Below are 15,872 nucleotides of genomic sequence, written 5' to 3'. Positions count from 1 at the left end.
TCAGCTCTCCCGCGGGCGGGCGAGAATGGCGCGCGTCATCGCGGCGAAATCATTGCGCAGCTCGGCCATGCTTTCCTGACGGCCCGCCGACATCTCTTCGAGGATACGCGCCATCTGCCCATCCATCGACCGCAGGCGCATCCGCATCTCGGCATCATTTTCCGCCGAGAGATCAGAGGCATAATAGGCCGCCATCGTCTCGAGCGCCATTACCAGCCGCTCTTGGCCGTCGGCCATGCGCTGAAGGCTTTCGGCCTGCGCACTGCGCGCGGCGATCTCGCTATCAAGGCGGTCGGACAGCCCCTCCATCACATGCGCAAGCTGACCCAGACGCACATCCACCTGACGGCGCGAGCCCTCGCTCTCGGCAAAGAGCCCGTTCAGCTGGTTCATCTGCTCGGCCATATGGTCAAGGATCTCGATCACCGCCGATTCCTCGCCATCACCGCCGGCAAAGCTGAGCCGGCTGATCGAGCTGATCCATTCCTCAAGCTCGCGGTAGAACCGGTTCTGGCCATGCGTCACGAACAGTTCCAGCAATCCGACGATCAGCGACCCCGCAAGCCCCAGAAGCGAGGAGGAAAACGCCGTGCCCATCCCCCCCAGCTGTCCCTCAAGGCCGGTCATCAGGTTGTCAAAGACGCTTAGCCCCGATTGCCCCTCTTGGGGTGCCAGCGCGCGGATGGTGTCAACCACCGCAGGCACCGTTGTGGCCAGCCCGTAGAAGGTGCCCAGAAGCCCCAGAAAGATCAGCAACCCCGTGATATAACGGGTAATATCGCGGCCTTCATCAATCCGCTCGGCCACCGATTCCAGAATCGAGCGCCCCGCAGAGGTGGCAATATCGGCGCGTTGGCGCGTCCCCAGAAGGGCCGCCAGCGGTGCCAGCATCACGGGCGCCCGCACATCGGGCCGGCCCGGACGGTCCGCCGCAAAGCTTTCCAGCCAGCTAACCGCCTTGATCAACTGCACCACCTGCCAGAAACAGGCCAGCACCCCCAGCACGAAAGTCACCACAATCACGCCGTTCAGCCAAGGGTTGGACAGAAAAATCGGGAAAATCCGCGCATAGGCGAAAACTGCACCGGTGGCGACCAGCCCCAGCACCACCAGCATCATAAAGATCTGCCGCACGGGCTGGGAGAATTGCGGTTCAAGCTTCAGCTTCGACATGGATGGCCTAGATTATCTGTTTCCGGCTCGACCCTAATCGTCACAGGCGGTTTCTCCAAGGGCTATCCGCGCGCCTCCTCGGCAAGATGGCGCACCCGTGCCGCGAGCCAGTCCAGATCGGGATCCGCGATACCCAGCCTGCCCAGATGCTGGGCAGTATTATAGAGATATTCGCAATTCGGCCCCATCTTGCCGCAGGAGCGGGCGATAATCTGCGCCTGATCCTCTAGCGGGTGGTGACAATACTGGGTGTTCGCCGGATCGATGACATAGGTCACCGCCTCGACCACGCGCCCGTCCGCCAGCGCCACCGGAAGGAGACGTTCCTCATAAGCATCCGAGACCAGCTCGCGGGCGCGCAGATAGGACAGCACCTGCGCCTCTTCCCCCGCTTTGGCCCGCAGTGCCACCCCCGCGCAAACCGCGTTTTCCTGCGCGTCGAGCGCCAGCACCAAGCCCGGGTTCCGCATAGTGCCGCGATAGTGAATGGACGTCATGCAGAAAGAGCGATGCCACCCTTTCAAACGACCAAGTGCCTGTTCTTCCGGTACAAATCCCGGATTCCAGATCAGCGAACCATAGCCGAAAACCCATAACGTCTTGTTCATGTCTCTGGTCCTTTTCTCTTGTGCCGAATAGATAAGATATCAAGAGGCGTGAAGAGGTATATAATGCGAAAATTAGTGGGTCTCATCATCATATTGGGTGTCATTTTCGGCACTTATTGGGTGCTGATGTCACGCGCGATCGAAAGCCGTGCGAAAACGTTGATCGCCAGCGCCGAAGCCGGTGGCTGGGGGTCGGCACAGGCAGTGGCTGTCAGTGGCTTTCCCACGAAATTCACTGCCAATTTCGAATCTCCCGAGCTGACCCAGCCCGATGGCGGCTTTAACTGGGCTGCCGAATATGCCCAGCTCAATGCCGGTGTGTTCAGCCCGACCTCGATCACCATGACCCTGCCCGAAGAAGCCGATCTGGGTTGGGCGGGGCATCAGTTCACGCTGTCAAACATCTCTAACCAGCTTCATGTCGATCTGGGGCTGAGCAGTTCGCTACCGCTGAACGCGGCCAAGCTTGTGCTCGACCAGCCCGAGATCAGCGGTGAAAAGATCGATTTTGGCGCGAACCAGATCAGCGTAACGCTGAACGAAGCCAAAAGCGGTGCGGCCTCGATCGTGGACCCGTCAGATGCGCAATCCACACTGACCCCTGCCCATGCCTATCAGGTCACAGCCAATATGGACGAGGTGCAGATCCCGCTGGATGCGCTGCGCAAGCTTCTGCCCGACGGCGCGGCAACCGACACGCCGCTGGCGGATAAAATCGACCAGATCCATCTGAATGCCGCCATCGGCACGGCCACACCGCTGGACAATAGCAGCCTTGCCCGCATGCCCGCGCTGCAAACGCTGCGGATCGATAATTTCACGCTGGATTGGGACGCCAAGCTGGTCAGCGCGCAAGGGGCCCTGACCATCACCGAAACCGGCCAGCCCGAAGGCGAGATCCTGCTGAGCACGCCGGATTGGGAAGCTTGGCTGGAGGTGGCTGTCGATGCGGGGCTGATCGCGCGGAACCGCGTGGATATGGTCAAGCTTCTGGCGGGGCAGATGGTCGACAAATCCGGCCTGCTGACATTGCCGCTGACCTTCCGCGCTGGCCAGATGAAGCTCGGGCCGCTGCCGCTGGGCAAAGCTCCGGTGATCCAGATCCCTGAATCGGCGGAAGGGTAAACACAAAAAACGGGCCCCGCGCGGGGCCCGTTACGCTTGCGGCTTCTACTCGCCCGCCTGCTTGGACACCCGCCCGAAATCGGGGGCATCGGTATCCTGCCCCGCATCAATGATCCCGCGCCGGATCGCACGGGTGCGGGTGAAATAGTCGTGCAGCATCTCGCCGTCGCCAGTGCGGATCGCACGTTGCAGCACGAACAACTCCTCGGCAAAGCGCCCCAGAATATCCAGCGTGGCCTCTTTGTTGGTCAGGAAGACATCGCGCCACATCGTCGGGTCCGACGCTGCGATACGGGTGAAATCCCGAAAACCCGAGGCGGAGTATTTGATGATCTCCTGATGGCTGACGCGGCGCACATGATCGGCCACGCCCACCATCGTATAGGCAATCAGATGCGGGCAATGCGAGGTCACCGCCAGAGTGATATCGTGATGGGGCGCATCCATCGTGTCGACATTCGCCTCCAGCCCCTCGAGATAGGCGCGCAGCTTGGCCAGTGCCTGCGGGTCGGTCGTCTCGGAGGGGGTCAGCAACCACCAGCGGTTGACAAACAGCGTGGCAAAGCCCGAGCGCGGCCCCGATTGCTCGGTCCCTGCCAGCGGGTGGCCGGGGATGAAATGCACGCCCTGTGGCACATGGGGCGCGACAGCCTCCACCACGGCCTGTTTCACCGAGCCCGTATCGCTGAGAATGGCCCCCTGTTTGAGATGCGGCGCGATCTCGGCGGCGACCGCCCCCATCACGCCCACTGGCACGCAAAGCATGACCAGATCGGCATCACGCACGACATCGGACAGGCTGTCACAGACAGTATCGACCAGCCCGATCTCGGCGGCGATACGACGCACTTCGGGGTCGCGGTCATAGCCCGCCACCTCGCCCGCAAGCCCTTTCCATTTTGTCGCATGAGCAAGGGACGAGGCAATCAGCCCCATCCCGATCAGCGCCACTTTCCCGAAGATCATGCCAGATCACCGGCCATGAACTGCGCTTTGAACTGACCGATCAAATGGGCCACACGACGGCAGGACGGCTCGTCCCCCACGGTAATACGCAGGCAATGCGGCAGGTTATAGCCCGCCACACGGCGCACGATAATGCCCTCGGATTTAAGATACTCGTCACAGGCTTCCGCCTCGGCGGTCGAGGTAAAGCGCGCCAGAATGAAATTGGCGGTGGAGGTATCGGAGGGCACACCCTTCTCGGCCAGCGCCTCGGCCAGCCAAGCCCGCAGGCGGGTGTTGTCATTGCGACAGCGTTCCAGCCAGTCCTGATCACGCACGGCAGCCTCGGCAGTCTCAAGCTGCGCGGTGGACATATTGAACGGCCCGCGCACGCGGTTGAGCACATCGATGATGGCTTTGGGACCATAGCCCCAGCCCACGCGCAACCCGCCCAGGCCGTAAATCTTGGAGAAGGTGCGCGTCATCACGACATTCTCCAGACGGGTGGCGATATCGGCGCCGCCATCATAACCCTCGACATATTCCGAATAGGCGGCGTCGATCACCAAGATCGCCTGCGGCGGCAGACCACGGGCCAGACGTTCCAGCTCGGCGGGCGCGATCATCGTGCCGGTCGGGTTATTGGGGTTGGCGATGAACACCAGCTTGGTGTTCTCGTTGCAGGCGGCCAGAATCGCATCCACATCGGTGGTGCGGTCGCGCTCTTTGACCTCGACCGGCGTGCCACCGGCCGCCATCGTCGAGATGCGATACATCAGGAAGCCGTGCTCGGTGAAGACCACCTCGGACCCCGCGCCCACATAGGCCTGACAGAGCATGTGGATGATCTCGTCCGAACCGACACCGATAATGATCTTATCGGCATCCAGTTTATAGACATCACCGATGGCCCCGCGCAGGCCCGCATGATCGGTCGAAGGGTAGCGATGCATCGAATGCGCACAGCGCGCAAAGGCTTCTTTCGCCTTGTCGGACGGCCCGAACGGGTTCTCGTTCGAGCTGAGCTTCACCGCATCCGTGCGGCCTGCCACTTTGGACGCGCCGCCTTCATAAAGCGCGATATCCATAATTCCGGGTTGCGGTTGAATTTGGTCATTCATGATGCATCTACCCTCATCTTGCGCCGCCTCTTTATCTGCGAGGCGGGAGTTTTTCCAGCAATCTTTGGTCGCTGCAAAGATTTGCCGCAGAGGGCGTGGGAGATGCCCCACATATTTAGAAAAAACTTACGTAAATTTTAAAATCTTACCCGTTTATGGACCGCTCTCCGGACAGATTTACGCCTCATTTAGATTTCACAACTTAAGCGTTACATAGTCCAAAGGAATGTTCTCAATGTCCCAAATACCTGCATATGCGGCCCCTCCTCTGGCATTTGCCACGACCTTCCTATGTGCCTTGGGATTACCTGCCACTGTCCGCGCGGACAGCCTGCAGGATGTGTTCATGTCCCTACCGAAGGCCAAGCGCATTGCCGTCAAACAGACATTGTCGCGCTATCAGCTTTTCGTCGGTCGCGTCGATGAAAACTGGAGCCCTGGAACCGAGCGCGCCTTGCGACGCGGGGCCGAAGAGGTGGCGAAACGCTCGCAACTGATGTACCGCCCGCGCCTTGTTTCCCAACGCGAAGCGCAGGTCTATATCGCCAAACTCGAATCCGGCGAATTCGGGGATTACTTCCAGAAGGAATCCGACGCCCAGCTCTGGTCTTTCCTGAACGTCTTCAAGGGCGGATGAGCCGGCAGAATGACAGAATGTCATGCCCCTTCACAGCGTTACACGACAAGACTGACCAAAACGTAAAAAGCCGCAGCACCAAGCTGCGGCTTTTTGTATTTTGCGGAGTTCGGCAAAGAACCGGTGGGGCCCGAAGGCCCGCCACCTTAGTTCTTTGCGTAGAATTCGACGACCAGATTCGGTTCCATGACGACCGGATAGGGCACGTCGGACAGGGTCGGGGTACGGGTGAAGGTCACGGTCAGCTTCGAACCGTCGACTTCCAGATAGTCCGGAATATCGCGCTCTGCCGAGGCTTGTGCTTCGATGACCAGCGCCATTTGCTTGGACTTCTCACGCACTTGGATCACGTCACCCTCTTTCACGCGGTAGGAGGGGATGTTCACGCGCTTGCCGTTCACCAGAACGTGGCCGTGGTTGACGAACTGGCGTGCTGCGAAGACGGTCGGGACCAGCTTGGCGCGGTACACAACGGCGTCGAGGCGGCGCTCGAGCAGACCGATCAGGTTTTCACCGGTATCGCCCTTGACGCGCTCTGCTTCACCGTAGATGCGGCGGAATTGCTTTTCGGTCAGGTCGCCGTAGTAGCCTTTCAGCTTCTGCTTGGCGCGCAGCTGGATACCGAAGTCCGACAGTTTTGCCTTGCGGCGCTGACCGTGCTGACCCGGGCCATATTCGCGACGGTTGACCGGGGACTTTGCGCGGCCCCAGATGTTTTCGCCCATGCGGCGGTCGATTTTGTACTTGGCAGACGTGCGTTTGGTCACGGCTGATCTCCTTCATCAAAGTTTCGAAGGGCGTTGTCCTCCTCCGGCCTTGCGACCGGCGACAGGTTTTCTCTTGCGAGATCCACCAACACCAAAGAAAAACCGGCAGCCTGCGCCACCGATCCGCGCGCTTATACAGGGACCATCCCTGCTGTCAACGCCTAAGACCGCAGGCCGCTCAGAAACGGATATCCACGCGCAGATCTCCCACCACCTGCCCCTCTGGCTGGGTGGTGAATTCCTTCGACAGCCATGTTGCCCCATAGCTGATATGCCCCCAACCCCATCCGTGGCTGATAAAGGCCCGCAAACGATAGCGCGTCTCCTCCGCCGCAATAGTCTCGCCGGGAAACAGGTCGCTATGGCCGACATGGCTCACATCCGCCCCGAGGCCGAAACGCGTGGCCCGCGCATATGTGTCGCCCAGCCCCAGATAGAGCCGCCCCAGCACATCATCGCGCAACCACAGCTCTCCATGCCCCGCATTGAAAACCAGATCGGCGCCTGCGGTCAGAAGATCCTCGTCGCCGCTTTTGCCCGCAACAAAGGGAATCAGTTGCGTCCGCTCGGACAGCTCCACCGGATAGCGCAATTCGGCCACCACCATCGGCCAGACCTTATTACCAAGCTGCTGGTCCTGCGCGGCCTGCGGATCGGGCTGGTCCAGAATGTCATGCAGCGCATCCTGCACCTTGCCCGGCAAACGGTCCGGCCCGATCCCCACCACACCAAAGCCCACCATAGCCTGCCAGCCCGCCTGCTCGAAATAGCTGCGCGCGCTCAGTTCCGTGCGGCTGACATAACGGCGGTCATCGGCGGCCGGATGCTCGAGCGACTGGGGCGCGATGACCGACCCGCCCAACCGGAATTCCCAAAGCGAGAAAGGCGCCACAGGTGCCCGCCCCGTCCAGTCCGCCCCCGCAAGAACGGACAGGCTCAGACCGCCGGTCTGCCAGCGGTCATGACCGTCACCGATCAGGTCATTATAATGGAACCGCGACCAGCCCAGATAATGGATCCCCTGCGCGGGCAGCGTCTCGACCACAGCGGCGGTCTCCGCCCGAAGCGGTGCCGCAGCCCCCAGCATCAGCGCCAATGCCCCGATCACCCCATAGCTCTGCCTGTGCATCCTACGCTCCCTCAGCGGTCTTTCTGCGACCCTGCCACAGCCGCAATGCGCCGCAAACGCCTTGTGCACCGCCAGCCGCTCATCCCTGCGCGGCGTTGCAAGCAGATCACGCGCGCGCTGCGGCAAGTGGCCCCAAGACCACAATCACGCGCAAACGCCTTGCTCCCATCCGCAGTTGGTGATTGATGGATCCTGTTCCGACAGCCAAAGGCGAATCCACCACCGGCCTAATCCCCGCGTGATGCCGGATACCCGATGGCGAGTAACGGACACTCAGCCCCGCCGCTGCCACGGGGGGCCTTTGGGTGCCACCCTTAGCTGCTCGCGGGGGTGGCACCTCTCCTCGCGAAACTTTCTTTCGCGGAGTCCCTGCAGAACGAGGCATTACAAAAGCGGATGGCTGTTTTGCCTGTTCTTCCGTTGCCGGTTGCGCTAAAGCTGCGCTCCGAAAGCAGGGGCGCATGCGCCCTCGAAGCCATTGCCCAAAGAAAGGGAGCAGCCAATGCCCTATTATCGTTCCCGCAGATCGACCCATGGCCGCAATATGGCGGGCGCGCGCGGATTGTGGCGCGCAACCGGCATGACCGATAGCGACTTCGGCAAGCCGATCATTGCGGTCGTCAACTCCTTCACGCAATTCGTCCCCGGCCACGTCCACCTGAAGGATCTGGGTCAGATGGTGGCCCGCGAGATCGAGAAAGCCGGTGGCGTGGCAAAGGAATTCAACACCATTGCGGTCGATGACGGGATCGCGATGGGCCATGACGGCATGCTCTATTCGCTCCCCTCGCGCGAGATCATCGCGGATTCGGTGGAATATATGGTCAATGCCCATTGCGCCGATGCGATGGTCTGTATCTCCAACTGCGACAAGATCACCCCCGGTATGCTGATGGCCGCAATGCGCCTGAACATCCCCGTGGTCTTCGTCTCGGGCGGTCCGATGGAAGCGGGCAAGGTCACCATCAATGACCTCGAAAAGGCCGTCGACCTTGTCGATGCGATGGTCGTGGCGGCGGATGACAAATATACCGATGAACAGGTTGACGAGTTCGAAAAGAACGCCTGCCCCACCTGTGGCTCCTGCTCGGGCATGTTCACCGCCAACTCGATGAACTGTCTGGCCGAGGCGCTGGGTCTGGCGCTGCCGGGCAATGGCTCGATGCTGGCCACCCATGCCGACCGTAAGGAGCTGTTCCTTGAGGCCGGTCGCAAAATCGTTGAGATCACCAAGGCGCATTACGAGGACGAGAAGCCCGGCTTGCTGCCGCGCGACATCGCGACCTTCGAGGCGTTCGAAAATGCCATGTCGCTCGATATCGCGATGGGCGGCTCTACCAATACCGTGCTGCACCTGCTGGCGATCGCACATGAGGGCAAGGTCGATTTCACGATGGATGATATCGACCGTCTCTCGCGCAAGGTGCCGGTGCTGTGCAAGGTCGCGCCCGCCAAGGCCGACGTGCATATGGAAGACGTGCACCGCGCAGGCGGCATCATGGGCATTCTGGGCGAAATGAACCGCGCGGGTCTGATCCATGCCGATTGCCGCACCGTGCATTCGGAAAGCATGGCAGAGGCGCTGGCCAAATGGGATATCGTCACCTCGAATTCCGATACGGTCGACGCGTTCTACCGTGCCGCCCCGGGCGGCGTCCGCACGACCCAGGCCTTCAGCCAGTCGAACCGCTATAAGGAGCTCGACCGGGATCGCGAAAACGGCGTGATCCGCTCGGGCGAGCATGCCTTCTCCAAGGATGGCGGCCTCGCCGTGCTCTTCGGCAATATCGCCCTGAATGGCTGTATCGTGAAAACCGCAGGGGTGGATGATTCCATCCTGAAATTCTCCGGTCCGGCCCGTGTGTTCGAAAGCCAGGACGACTCGGTCTCGGCCATCCTCACCGGCAAGGTCAAAGAGGGCGAAGTGGTGATCATCCGCTTCGAGGGGCCGCGTGGCGGACCGGGCATGCAGGAAATGCTCTACCCCACCTCCTACCTCAAATCCAAAGGTCTGGGCGCGAAATGTGCGCTGCTGACCGACGGGCGCTTCTCGGGGGGCACTTCGGGCCTGTCCATCGGCCACGTCTCGCCGGAAGCCGAAGAAGGCGGCACGATCGGTCTGGTACAGGATGGCGACCTGATCGAGATCGACATTCCCAACCGCACCATCAACCTCGCCGTGGCCGAAAGCGAACTGGCTGCCCGCCGCGAGGCAATGGGGCCGCTGCCGTGGAAACCCAAAGCGCCGCGCAAACGGGCGGTCTCCACCGCGCTCAAAGCCTATGCAATGCTCGCCTCCTCGGCGGCCAAAGGCGGCGTGCGTATTCTTCCGGAAGACCAGTAACCACAGGCGCCCGCAGGAGGATCGGCCAAAAGGCCGATCCGACATATCGCGCAAAACCCGCCCCTCGGGCGGGTTTTTCCGTTTAGCAGAACGGCCGCATCCTATTCGGCGGGGCTATGCAGTTCTGCATGGTCGCCCTCCCCCGCCGGCTGGTCTACCCTGTGCTCGGGCAGGATCAGGGACAGCAGGATGGCGCTCAACCCCGACAGGGTGATCGGCGTGGCCACAACCTGTTTCAACAAGACCGGAAGATGCTGCGTCGCCTCCGGCACCAATGTCACCCCGAGCCCCAACCCAAAGCTGACGGCCATGATATAGACCTGACGCTGATCCATCGGCTGGCTCGCCAGAATACGGATACCCGCCACCGCAATCGTGCCAAACAGCACAAGCGTCGCCCCGCCAAGAACCGGCTTCGGGATCAGCGTGAACACCGCCCCCAGAATGGGAAAGAACCCGAGGATCACCAGAATAGCGGCGGCATAAAGCCCGACATACCGCGAGGCCACGCCCGTCATCTGGATCACCCCGTTATTCTGGCTGAAGGTCGTATTGGGGAACGTATTGAAAATCGCCGCCAAACCGGAATTCACCCCATCGCCCAGCACCCCGCCCTTGATGCGTTTCAGATACAGCGGCCCCGCGACAGGTTGCCCCGAAATCACCGAACTTGCCGTCAGATCGCCCGAGGTTTCGATCGCCGTCACCAGATAGAGAAAGGCCACCGGAACGAACAAACCGAAATCGAAATCCAGCCCGTAGCGGAACGGAATCGGCAGGGCAAAAACCGGTGCTTTCGCCAAAGGCGCCAAGCTGACCATTCCCAGCCCCGCTGCAACAAGCGTCCCCACGACGAGCCCGATCATGATCGCGCCAATCCGCAACATCGGCTTGCCAGTGAAGGTGCAGATCAAGACCACCGCCGTCACAATCGCCCCCAACAGAAGGTTGACCGGCTGCCCCAGATCCTCGCCCGCCATCGCCCCGCCCGCAAAGTCGGTAAAACCAACCTTCACGAGGCTCAGCCCGATAATGGTGATGACGATGCCGGTGACCGTGGGGTTAATAATCCGCTTCAGCCGATCCATGAATTGCGACAGCACGATTTCGACCAGACAGCCGACAAGGCACAGGCCGAAAATCATCGCCAGAATATCCTCGGGCGTGCCACCACGGGCCTTCACACTCATCCCTGCAGCAAGGATCGCCCCGAGAAAGGCAAAAGACGTGCCCTGCAGGCTCAGAAGCCCCGATCCGACCGGCCCGATCCGTCGGCATTGGATAAAGGTCGCGACCCCCGAGACGAAAATCGCCATCGAGATCAGGTAGGGCACCTGCTCCCCCAACCCCAAAACGCCACCAATCACCAAAGTCGGCGAGACGATCCCGACAATCGCCGCAAGGATGTGCTGGAAGGCGGCCAGAGCTGCGCGCGCCGGCGGAGGACGGTCCTCGAGCTTGTAGATCAGGGAGACATGGTCGGCCATCTTGCGCTCCTTTCGAGGGATAGTTTCCCCGATTGGGCGCCGCAGACCGGTCAAAGGGAAGCAAAGCCGCCACAACCCTTACGCGCATCGCAAAAAGACCCGAAAACTTGCAAATAAAATAGGCGGACCGCTCGGGCCCGCCCAAAAACAGATCGCCTCGGAAAGGTTCAGGCGAGGCGGCGTTCGATCGCCATGCCGGCAAACATCGCGACCACAAAGACCAGTCCGCCCCAGCCGCCATAGCTGAGCGAGGCCATCGCGGGTCCCGGACAGAAGCCGCCCAGCCCCCAGCCCACACCAAACAACAGCGCCCCCAGCACAAGCTTGCCATCCAGTCTGGTCGAGGGTTTGCCCGGATAGGCCTCGCCCATCGGCGAGGTCTTGCGTTTCGCGGCAACCCGCCATGCCACGACCATCGGCAGAACAGCCCCGCCCAGCACAAATATCAATGTCGGATCCCATGCGCCAAACACATCCAGAAAGCCGCGCACTTTCTGGGTGTCGGTCATGCCCGAGACCATAAGCCCCAATCCGAAGATCACCCCCGACAGCAACGAGACAAGAACACGCATCAGATCACTCCCAGAAGATGACGCGCCACAGCCACGGCAATCATGCCGAAGCCGACATAGACGCAGGTTGCAACAATCGAACGCAGCGAAAACCGCGACATACCGCAGACGCCATGTCCCGAGGTACAACCATTTCCAAGCCTCGCCCCGAACCCGACCAGAAGTCCGGCCACAATCAACACAAGAAAGTTGCCGCTCGCATGTGTCTCCGGCGCACCCCAGACAAGCCCCACAAGCGCAGGCGCTCCAACAAGACCCAAAGCGAAGGCAACCCGTTCTTTGAAGACCTGCCCGCCCGGCTGCATCAATCCGGCAAGGATACCGCTCGCCCCCATAATCCGCGCATTGACCAAGAGCATGACCACGGCGGCACCGCCAATCATCAAGCCCCCCAATAGCCCCCAGATCCAGTCCAATGGCACGCTCATCCCGGCCTCCATGTCGCCAAGCAAAACTTCAAGACGATATGTAGCACAACACATTCCGCTTTCAATATACGAATGTACTTAAAAACACCGCTGAGCTTTCTGAGCTATGCCCCATCCCTTGGACAGGATCTGGCGTAAATTACGCTATTCGTTGTACCTGCTGATCGGGTTGGTTGATATCATTTCTCTGCCAACAGACCATCGCCGGAGGCTGGCCGCCCAGGGCTGAATGCGGGCGCTGATGGTTATAGAAGGTCATCCAATTCCGGATAGCCGCCTTTATCTCCGACCCAACGCACGCTGCTCGCTAGATTTCGTCCACGACCAGTTCGCGGGCGGCCAGCGCTTCCGTGTATCGACCCACTGAAATCCTGCTCATGCTACAATGGAGAACGTAGCCATGAGTAAGACGATGGAAGACAGCATCAAACGGTGGACGGCGAAGCGAAAGACGGCGCTCGTCATCGAGATCATTCAAGGCAAGACCACCGTGTCGGAAGCGAGCCGGTCGTTCGACCTCACACCCTCCGAGATCGAGGGCTGGGTCGATGATGCCAAGCGCGGCATGGAGAACTCGCTGCGGGCCAACCCCCTCGACATCCGCGAGCAATACGAGAAGCAGCTCCGGGACCTTCAGGAGGCCTACGGCGAGGCGATGCTGGAGCTGCGGGCGCGAAAAAAGCTCCAGGCCCTGTTGGATGCGCAGGACGGGAATTGATCCGTCGCATTCAGCAGGGCCTCCTGGCAGAGGGCGTCGTGGTGTCGATCACAAAGCTCTGCGCTTGGTTCGGCATTCCGAGGCGGACGGTCTATTACAAGCCGGTGAAAGCCGCGCCGAAGGTCGATCCCCGCTTCGCCGAGCCGATCAAGAAGATGATCGAGGAGGAACCGTCCTTCGGTTATCGCACGGTCGCCTGGCTCCTGGGCTTCAACAAGAACACGGTGCAGCGGATCTTTCAGATCAAGGGCTGGCAGGTTCGCAAGCGCGCCGTGGGCATGCGCCCCCGTATTCAGGCCGTGCCGTCGGTTGCCGCGGCGCCGAACGAACGTTGGTCAACCGATCTTGCCCGCATCTGGACCGGCAAGGACGGCTGGGCCTCTCTGGCGTTGGTGATCGATTGCCACACCCGCGAGCTGTTGGGCTGGCACCTGTCAAAATCCGGCAAGGCCACGACCGCCAGCGCTGCCTTGGAGCATGCCTTGATCGCCAGGTTCGGCACTCTGGGCAAGGTCGAGGAGGCGTTCCTTCTACGCTCGGACAATGGTTTGGTCTTCACCAGCCACCACTTCACGAAGATTGTCCGCAGCTACGGGCTGAAGCAGGAGTTCATCACGCCACACTGCCCGCAACAGAACGGCATGGTTGAACGCTTCATCCGGACATTGAAGGAGCAATGCGTGCATCGAAATCGTTTCGACAGCATCCAGCACGCGATGCGCGTCATCGGTGACTGGATTGCCTTCTACAACGACCGCCGCCCTCATCAGGCTCTTGCCATGCGCACGCCTGCCGAGGCATTCAGATTAGCGGCTTAACCTGAGCAGATTCAGCTGGGTCGATACATCCGGGTGCTCAACGTGGTCGACGATGTCACCCGTGAATGTCTCGCGGCAATCCTGGATACCTCGATCTCGAGGCGCCGTGTCGCGCGTGAACTCACGGCCCTGATCGAGCGTCGTGGAAAGCCCGGCATGGTTGTCAGCGACAACGGAACCAAACTGACCAGTAGCGCCATTCTGCGATGGTGTTCCGAACACAAGGTCGAATGGCACTACATCGCGCCGGGCAAGCCCATGTATCGACCCAGCTGAATCTGCTCAGGTTAAGCCGCTAATCTGAATGCCTCGGCAGGCGTGCGCATGGCAAGAGCCTGATGAGGGCGGCGGTCGTTGTAGAAGGCAATCCAGTCACCGATGACGCGCATCGCGTGCTGGATGCTGTCGAAACGATTTCGATGCACGCATTGCTCCTTCAATGTCCGGATGAAGCGTTCAACCATGCCGTTCTGTTGCGGGCAGTGTGGCGTGATGAACTCCTGCTTCAGCCCGTAGCTGCGGACAATCTTCGTGAAGTGGTGGCTGGTGAAGACCAAACCATTGTCCGAGCGTAGAAGGAACGCCTCCTCGACCTTGCCCAGAGTGCCGAACCTGGCGATCAAGGCATGCTCCAAGGCAGCGCTGGCGGTCGTGGCCTTGCCGGATTTTGACAGGTGCCAGCCCAACAGCTCGCGGGTGTGGCAATCGATCACCAACGCCAGAGAGGCCCAGCCGTCCTTGCCGGTCCAGATGCGGGCAAGATCGGTTGACCAACGTTCGTTCGGCGCCGCGGCAACCGACGGCACGGCCTGAATACGGGGGCGCATGCCCACGGCGCGCTTGCGAACCTGCCAGCCCTTGATCTGAAAGATCCGCTGCACCGTGTTCTTGTTGAAGCCCAGGAGCCAGGCGACCGTGCGATAACCGAAGGACGGTTCCTCCTCGATCATCTTCTTGATCGGCTCGGCGAAGCGGGGATCGACCTTCGGCGCGGCTTTCACCGGCTTGTAATAGACCGTCCGCCTCGGAATGCCGAACCAAGCGCAGAGCTTTGTGATCGACACCACGACGCCCTCTGCCAGGAGGCCCTGCTGAATGCGACGGATCAATTCCCGTCCTGCGCATCCAACAGGGCCTGGAGCTTTTTTCGCGCCCGCAGCTCCAGCATCGCCTCGCCGTAGGCCTCCTGAAGGTCCCGGAGCTGCTTCTCGTATTGCTCGCGGATGTCGAGGGGGTTGGCCCGCAGCGAGTTCTCCATGCCGCGCTTGGCATCATCGACCCAGCCCTCGATCTCGGAGGGTGTGAGGTCGAACGACCGGCTCGCTTCCGACACGGTGGTCTTGCCTTGAATGATCTCGATGACGAGCGCCGTCTTTCGCTTCGCCGTCCACCGTTTGATGCTGTCTTCCATCGTCTTACTCATGGCTACGTTCTCCATTGTAGCATGAGCAGGATTTCAGTGGGTCGATACACCCATGCAGAACGGTTTCGTCGAAAGTTTCAACGGCCGGATGCGTGACGAACTGCTCGACGAGACCATGTTCTGCAATCTGGCTAATGCCCGTGTTGTGATCGCAACTTGGGTCACAGACTACAACACCGAGCGTCCCCATTAGGCCCCAGATTACCAGACCCCGACTGACTACGCGCGGGCCCTGACCACCGCAATCGCCCGCCCCGCTGCTCCAGAGGAAAGCCCCATGGCCGGTCAGTCGGGCCACGGCTGAAGACAAATCATATAGAAATGACTCTGGATCCACAATTTCCGGAAAATCGTTTACGATCAACGAGCGTTGGTAATTTCGTAAAGGCCTCGGAAGATCGAACGGTGTTCCGGAGGTGCTTAGTTCGTTCCCAGAACCCTCACCCTTCACGACCCTTGTCGCATCGAGATTACTCAATACCCAATCGCTCGATCACGTTAGCGCGCCGCTCCATTGCGCGTTTAAGCGACCAGTTGTCTACGGCTTCGGAAAGAGGCTGGATCGTGGGATCCATGC

17 protein-coding genes and 2 pseudogenes are annotated in these 15,872 nt (G+C 60.6%); 7 read left to right on the top strand and 12 right to left on the bottom strand.

Going from position 1 to position 15,872, the window contains the following annotated elements; translation table 11 throughout:
* Positions 1-1,173, bottom strand: coding sequence for a biopolymer transporter ExbB (locus tag RPE78_RS09830; protein WP_339109299.1), 1,173 nt, complete (start codon positions 1,171-1,173; stop codon positions 1-3).
* A 62-nt stretch (positions 1,174-1,235) separates the two neighbouring features.
* Positions 1,236-1,781 (bottom strand): gamma-glutamylcyclotransferase, encoded by a 546-nt coding sequence (locus RPE78_RS09825; protein ID WP_339109298.1) that lies wholly within the window; start codon positions 1,779-1,781, stop codon positions 1,236-1,238.
* 63 nt (positions 1,782-1,844) lie between these two features.
* On the opposite strand from RPE78_RS09825, the gene RPE78_RS09820 reads away from it, so the two are divergent.
* A complete protein-coding gene (locus tag RPE78_RS09820) occupies positions 1,845-2,906 on the top strand; it encodes a DUF2125 domain-containing protein (protein WP_339109297.1) in 1,062 nt (353 codons plus the stop codon).
* A gap of 45 nt (positions 2,907-2,951) precedes the next feature.
* On the opposite strand, the gene RPE78_RS09815 is transcribed toward RPE78_RS09820, so the two are convergent.
* Together RPE78_RS09815 and hisC are read right to left on the bottom strand one after the other, a co-directional pair.
* Complete coding sequence (locus RPE78_RS09815; RefSeq protein WP_406720450.1) at positions 2,952-3,872, bottom strand: prephenate/arogenate dehydrogenase family protein; 921 nt, start codon at positions 3,870-3,872, stop codon at positions 2,952-2,954.
* Complete coding sequence (gene hisC, locus RPE78_RS09810) at positions 3,869-4,972, bottom strand: histidinol-phosphate transaminase (protein WP_339109295.1); 1,104 nt, start codon at positions 4,970-4,972, stop codon at positions 3,869-3,871. The genes RPE78_RS09815 and hisC overlap by 4 nt, the downstream gene beginning before the upstream one ends.
* A 235-nt stretch (positions 4,973-5,207) precedes the next feature.
* Here hisC and RPE78_RS09805 point away from each other — a divergent pair, with 235 nt between their 5' ends.
* Positions 5,208-5,609, top strand: coding sequence for a hypothetical protein (locus RPE78_RS09805; protein WP_406720449.1), 402 nt, complete (start codon positions 5,208-5,210; stop codon positions 5,607-5,609).
* A gap of 146 nt (positions 5,610-5,755) precedes the next feature.
* Here the strand turns inward: RPE78_RS09805 and rpsD are convergent, their stop codons facing one another.
* The gene (gene rpsD / locus RPE78_RS09800) at positions 5,756-6,376 is read right to left on the bottom strand and encodes a 30S ribosomal protein S4 (RefSeq protein ID WP_339109293.1); all 621 of its coding nucleotides are present in this window, start codon (positions 6,374-6,376) and stop codon (positions 5,756-5,758) included.
* 178 nt (positions 6,377-6,554) lie between these two features.
* Positions 6,555-7,505: a lipid A-modifier LpxR family protein gene (locus RPE78_RS09795; RefSeq protein ID WP_406720448.1), complete on the bottom strand. Its 951-nt coding sequence runs from the start codon at positions 7,503-7,505 to the stop codon at positions 6,555-6,557.
* 502 nt (positions 7,506-8,007) lie between these two features.
* Between RPE78_RS09795 and ilvD the strand changes: the two genes are divergently transcribed.
* On the top strand, positions 8,008-9,849 hold the full coding sequence (gene ilvD, locus RPE78_RS09790; RefSeq protein ID WP_406720447.1) for a dihydroxy-acid dehydratase: 1,842 nt from the start codon (positions 8,008-8,010) through the stop codon (positions 9,847-9,849).
* Between the two features lie 101 nt (positions 9,850-9,950).
* Here the strand turns inward: ilvD and RPE78_RS09785 are convergent, their stop codons facing one another.
* The 4 genes from RPE78_RS09785 to RPE78_RS09770 all read right to left on the bottom strand — a co-directional run bounded on the left by RPE78_RS09785 (position 9,951) and on the right by RPE78_RS09770 (position 12,619).
* Entirely contained in the window at positions 9,951-11,336 is a 1,386-nt protein-coding gene (locus tag RPE78_RS09785) for a nucleobase:cation symporter-2 family protein (protein WP_339109290.1), read from the bottom strand.
* Positions 11,337-11,503: 167 nt separating this feature from the next.
* Positions 11,504-11,908 carry a DUF6691 family protein gene (locus RPE78_RS09780; RefSeq protein ID WP_406720446.1) on the bottom strand — a complete coding sequence of 135 codons (405 nt, stop codon included), beginning with the start codon at positions 11,906-11,908 and terminating at the stop codon, positions 11,504-11,506.
* Positions 11,908-12,336, bottom strand: coding sequence for a YeeE/YedE thiosulfate transporter family protein (locus RPE78_RS09775; protein ID WP_339109288.1), 429 nt, complete (start codon positions 12,334-12,336; stop codon positions 11,908-11,910). Before RPE78_RS09775 ends, RPE78_RS09780 begins: the two co-directional genes overlap by 1 nt.
* A 139-nt stretch (positions 12,337-12,475) precedes the next feature.
* Positions 12,476-12,619 carry an integrase core domain-containing protein gene (locus RPE78_RS09770; protein ID WP_406721648.1) on the bottom strand — a complete coding sequence of 48 codons (144 nt, stop codon included), beginning with the start codon at positions 12,617-12,619 and terminating at the stop codon, positions 12,476-12,478.
* A 117-nt stretch (positions 12,620-12,736) separates the two neighbouring features.
* On the opposite strand from RPE78_RS09770, the gene RPE78_RS09765 reads away from it, so the two are divergent.
* The 3 genes and pseudogenes from RPE78_RS09765 to RPE78_RS09755 all read left to right on the top strand — a co-directional run.
* Positions 12,737-13,054 (top strand): DUF1153 domain-containing protein, encoded by a 318-nt coding sequence (locus tag RPE78_RS09765; protein WP_330628101.1) that lies wholly within the window; start codon positions 12,737-12,739, stop codon positions 13,052-13,054.
* Positions 13,051-13,872, top strand: a complete 822-nt coding sequence (locus RPE78_RS09760) for an IS3 family transposase (RefSeq protein ID WP_330628037.1) — start codon at positions 13,051-13,053, stop codon at positions 13,870-13,872. The genes RPE78_RS09765 and RPE78_RS09760 overlap by 4 nt, the downstream gene beginning before the upstream one ends.
* A gap of 18 nt (positions 13,873-13,890) precedes the next feature.
* Positions 13,891-14,133, top strand: a pseudogene (locus tag RPE78_RS09755) (DDE-type integrase/transposase/recombinase); the annotation flags it as partial.
* 26 nt (positions 14,134-14,159) lie between these two features.
* Here the strand turns inward: RPE78_RS09755 and RPE78_RS09750 are convergent.
* Positions 14,160-14,981 carry an IS3 family transposase gene (locus tag RPE78_RS09750; RefSeq protein ID WP_330628037.1) on the bottom strand — a complete coding sequence of 274 codons (822 nt, stop codon included), beginning with the start codon at positions 14,979-14,981 and terminating at the stop codon, positions 14,160-14,162.
* Positions 14,978-15,295, bottom strand: a complete 318-nt coding sequence (locus RPE78_RS09745; protein WP_330628101.1) for a DUF1153 domain-containing protein — start codon at positions 15,293-15,295, stop codon at positions 14,978-14,980. Before RPE78_RS09745 ends, RPE78_RS09750 begins: the two co-directional genes overlap by 4 nt.
* A gap of 49 nt (positions 15,296-15,344) precedes the next feature.
* Between RPE78_RS09745 and RPE78_RS09740 the strand changes: the two are divergent.
* Positions 15,345-15,599: pseudogene (locus tag RPE78_RS09740) on the top strand (transposase); the annotation flags it as partial.
* Positions 15,600-15,872: the final 273 nt, after the last annotated feature.

This window comes from Thioclava litoralis, from assembly GCF_045278885.1.
Taxonomy (GTDB): domain Bacteria; phylum Pseudomonadota; class Alphaproteobacteria; order Rhodobacterales; family Rhodobacteraceae; genus Thioclava; species Thioclava litoralis.
The sequence above is the reverse complement of the archived record's forward strand: the minus strand, read 5'-3'. Positions and strand labels throughout refer to the sequence as shown.

Coding starts and splice junctions, on each gene's coding strand:
- RPE78_RS09830 (WP_339109299.1), bottom strand. CDS start 1,173: ATGTCGAAGCTGAAGCTTGAACCGCAATTCTCCCAGCCCGTGCGGCAG.
- RPE78_RS09825 (WP_339109298.1), bottom strand. CDS start 1,781: ATGAACAAGACGTTATGGGTTTTCGGCTATGGTTCGCTGATCTGGAAT.
- RPE78_RS09820 (WP_339109297.1), top strand. CDS start 1,845: ATGCGAAAATTAGTGGGTCTCATCATCATATTGGGTGTCATTTTCGGC.
- RPE78_RS09815 (WP_406720450.1), bottom strand. CDS start 3,872: ATGATCTTCGGGAAAGTGGCGCTGATCGGGATGGGGCTGATTGCCTCG.
- hisC (WP_339109295.1), bottom strand. CDS start 4,972: ATGAATGACCAAATTCAACCGCAACCCGGAATTATGGATATCGCGCTT.
- RPE78_RS09805 (WP_406720449.1), top strand. CDS start 5,208: ATGTCCCAAATACCTGCATATGCGGCCCCTCCTCTGGCATTTGCCACG.
- RPE78_RS09795 (WP_406720448.1), bottom strand. CDS start 7,505: ATGCACAGGCAGAGCTATGGGGTGATCGGGGCATTGGCGCTGATGCTG.
- ilvD (WP_406720447.1), top strand. CDS start 8,008: ATGCCCTATTATCGTTCCCGCAGATCGACCCATGGCCGCAATATGGCG.
- RPE78_RS09785 (WP_339109290.1), bottom strand. CDS start 11,336: ATGGCCGACCATGTCTCCCTGATCTACAAGCTCGAGGACCGTCCTCCG.
- RPE78_RS09780 (WP_406720446.1), bottom strand. CDS start 11,908: ATGCGTGTTCTTGTCTCGTTGCTGTCGGGGGTGATCTTCGGATTGGGG.
- RPE78_RS09775 (WP_339109288.1), bottom strand. CDS start 12,336: ATGAGCGTGCCATTGGACTGGATCTGGGGGCTATTGGGGGGCTTGATG.
- RPE78_RS09765 (WP_330628101.1), top strand. CDS start 12,737: ATGAGTAAGACGATGGAAGACAGCATCAAACGGTGGACGGCGAAGCGA.
- RPE78_RS09745 (WP_330628101.1), bottom strand. CDS start 15,295: ATGAGTAAGACGATGGAAGACAGCATCAAACGGTGGACGGCGAAGCGA.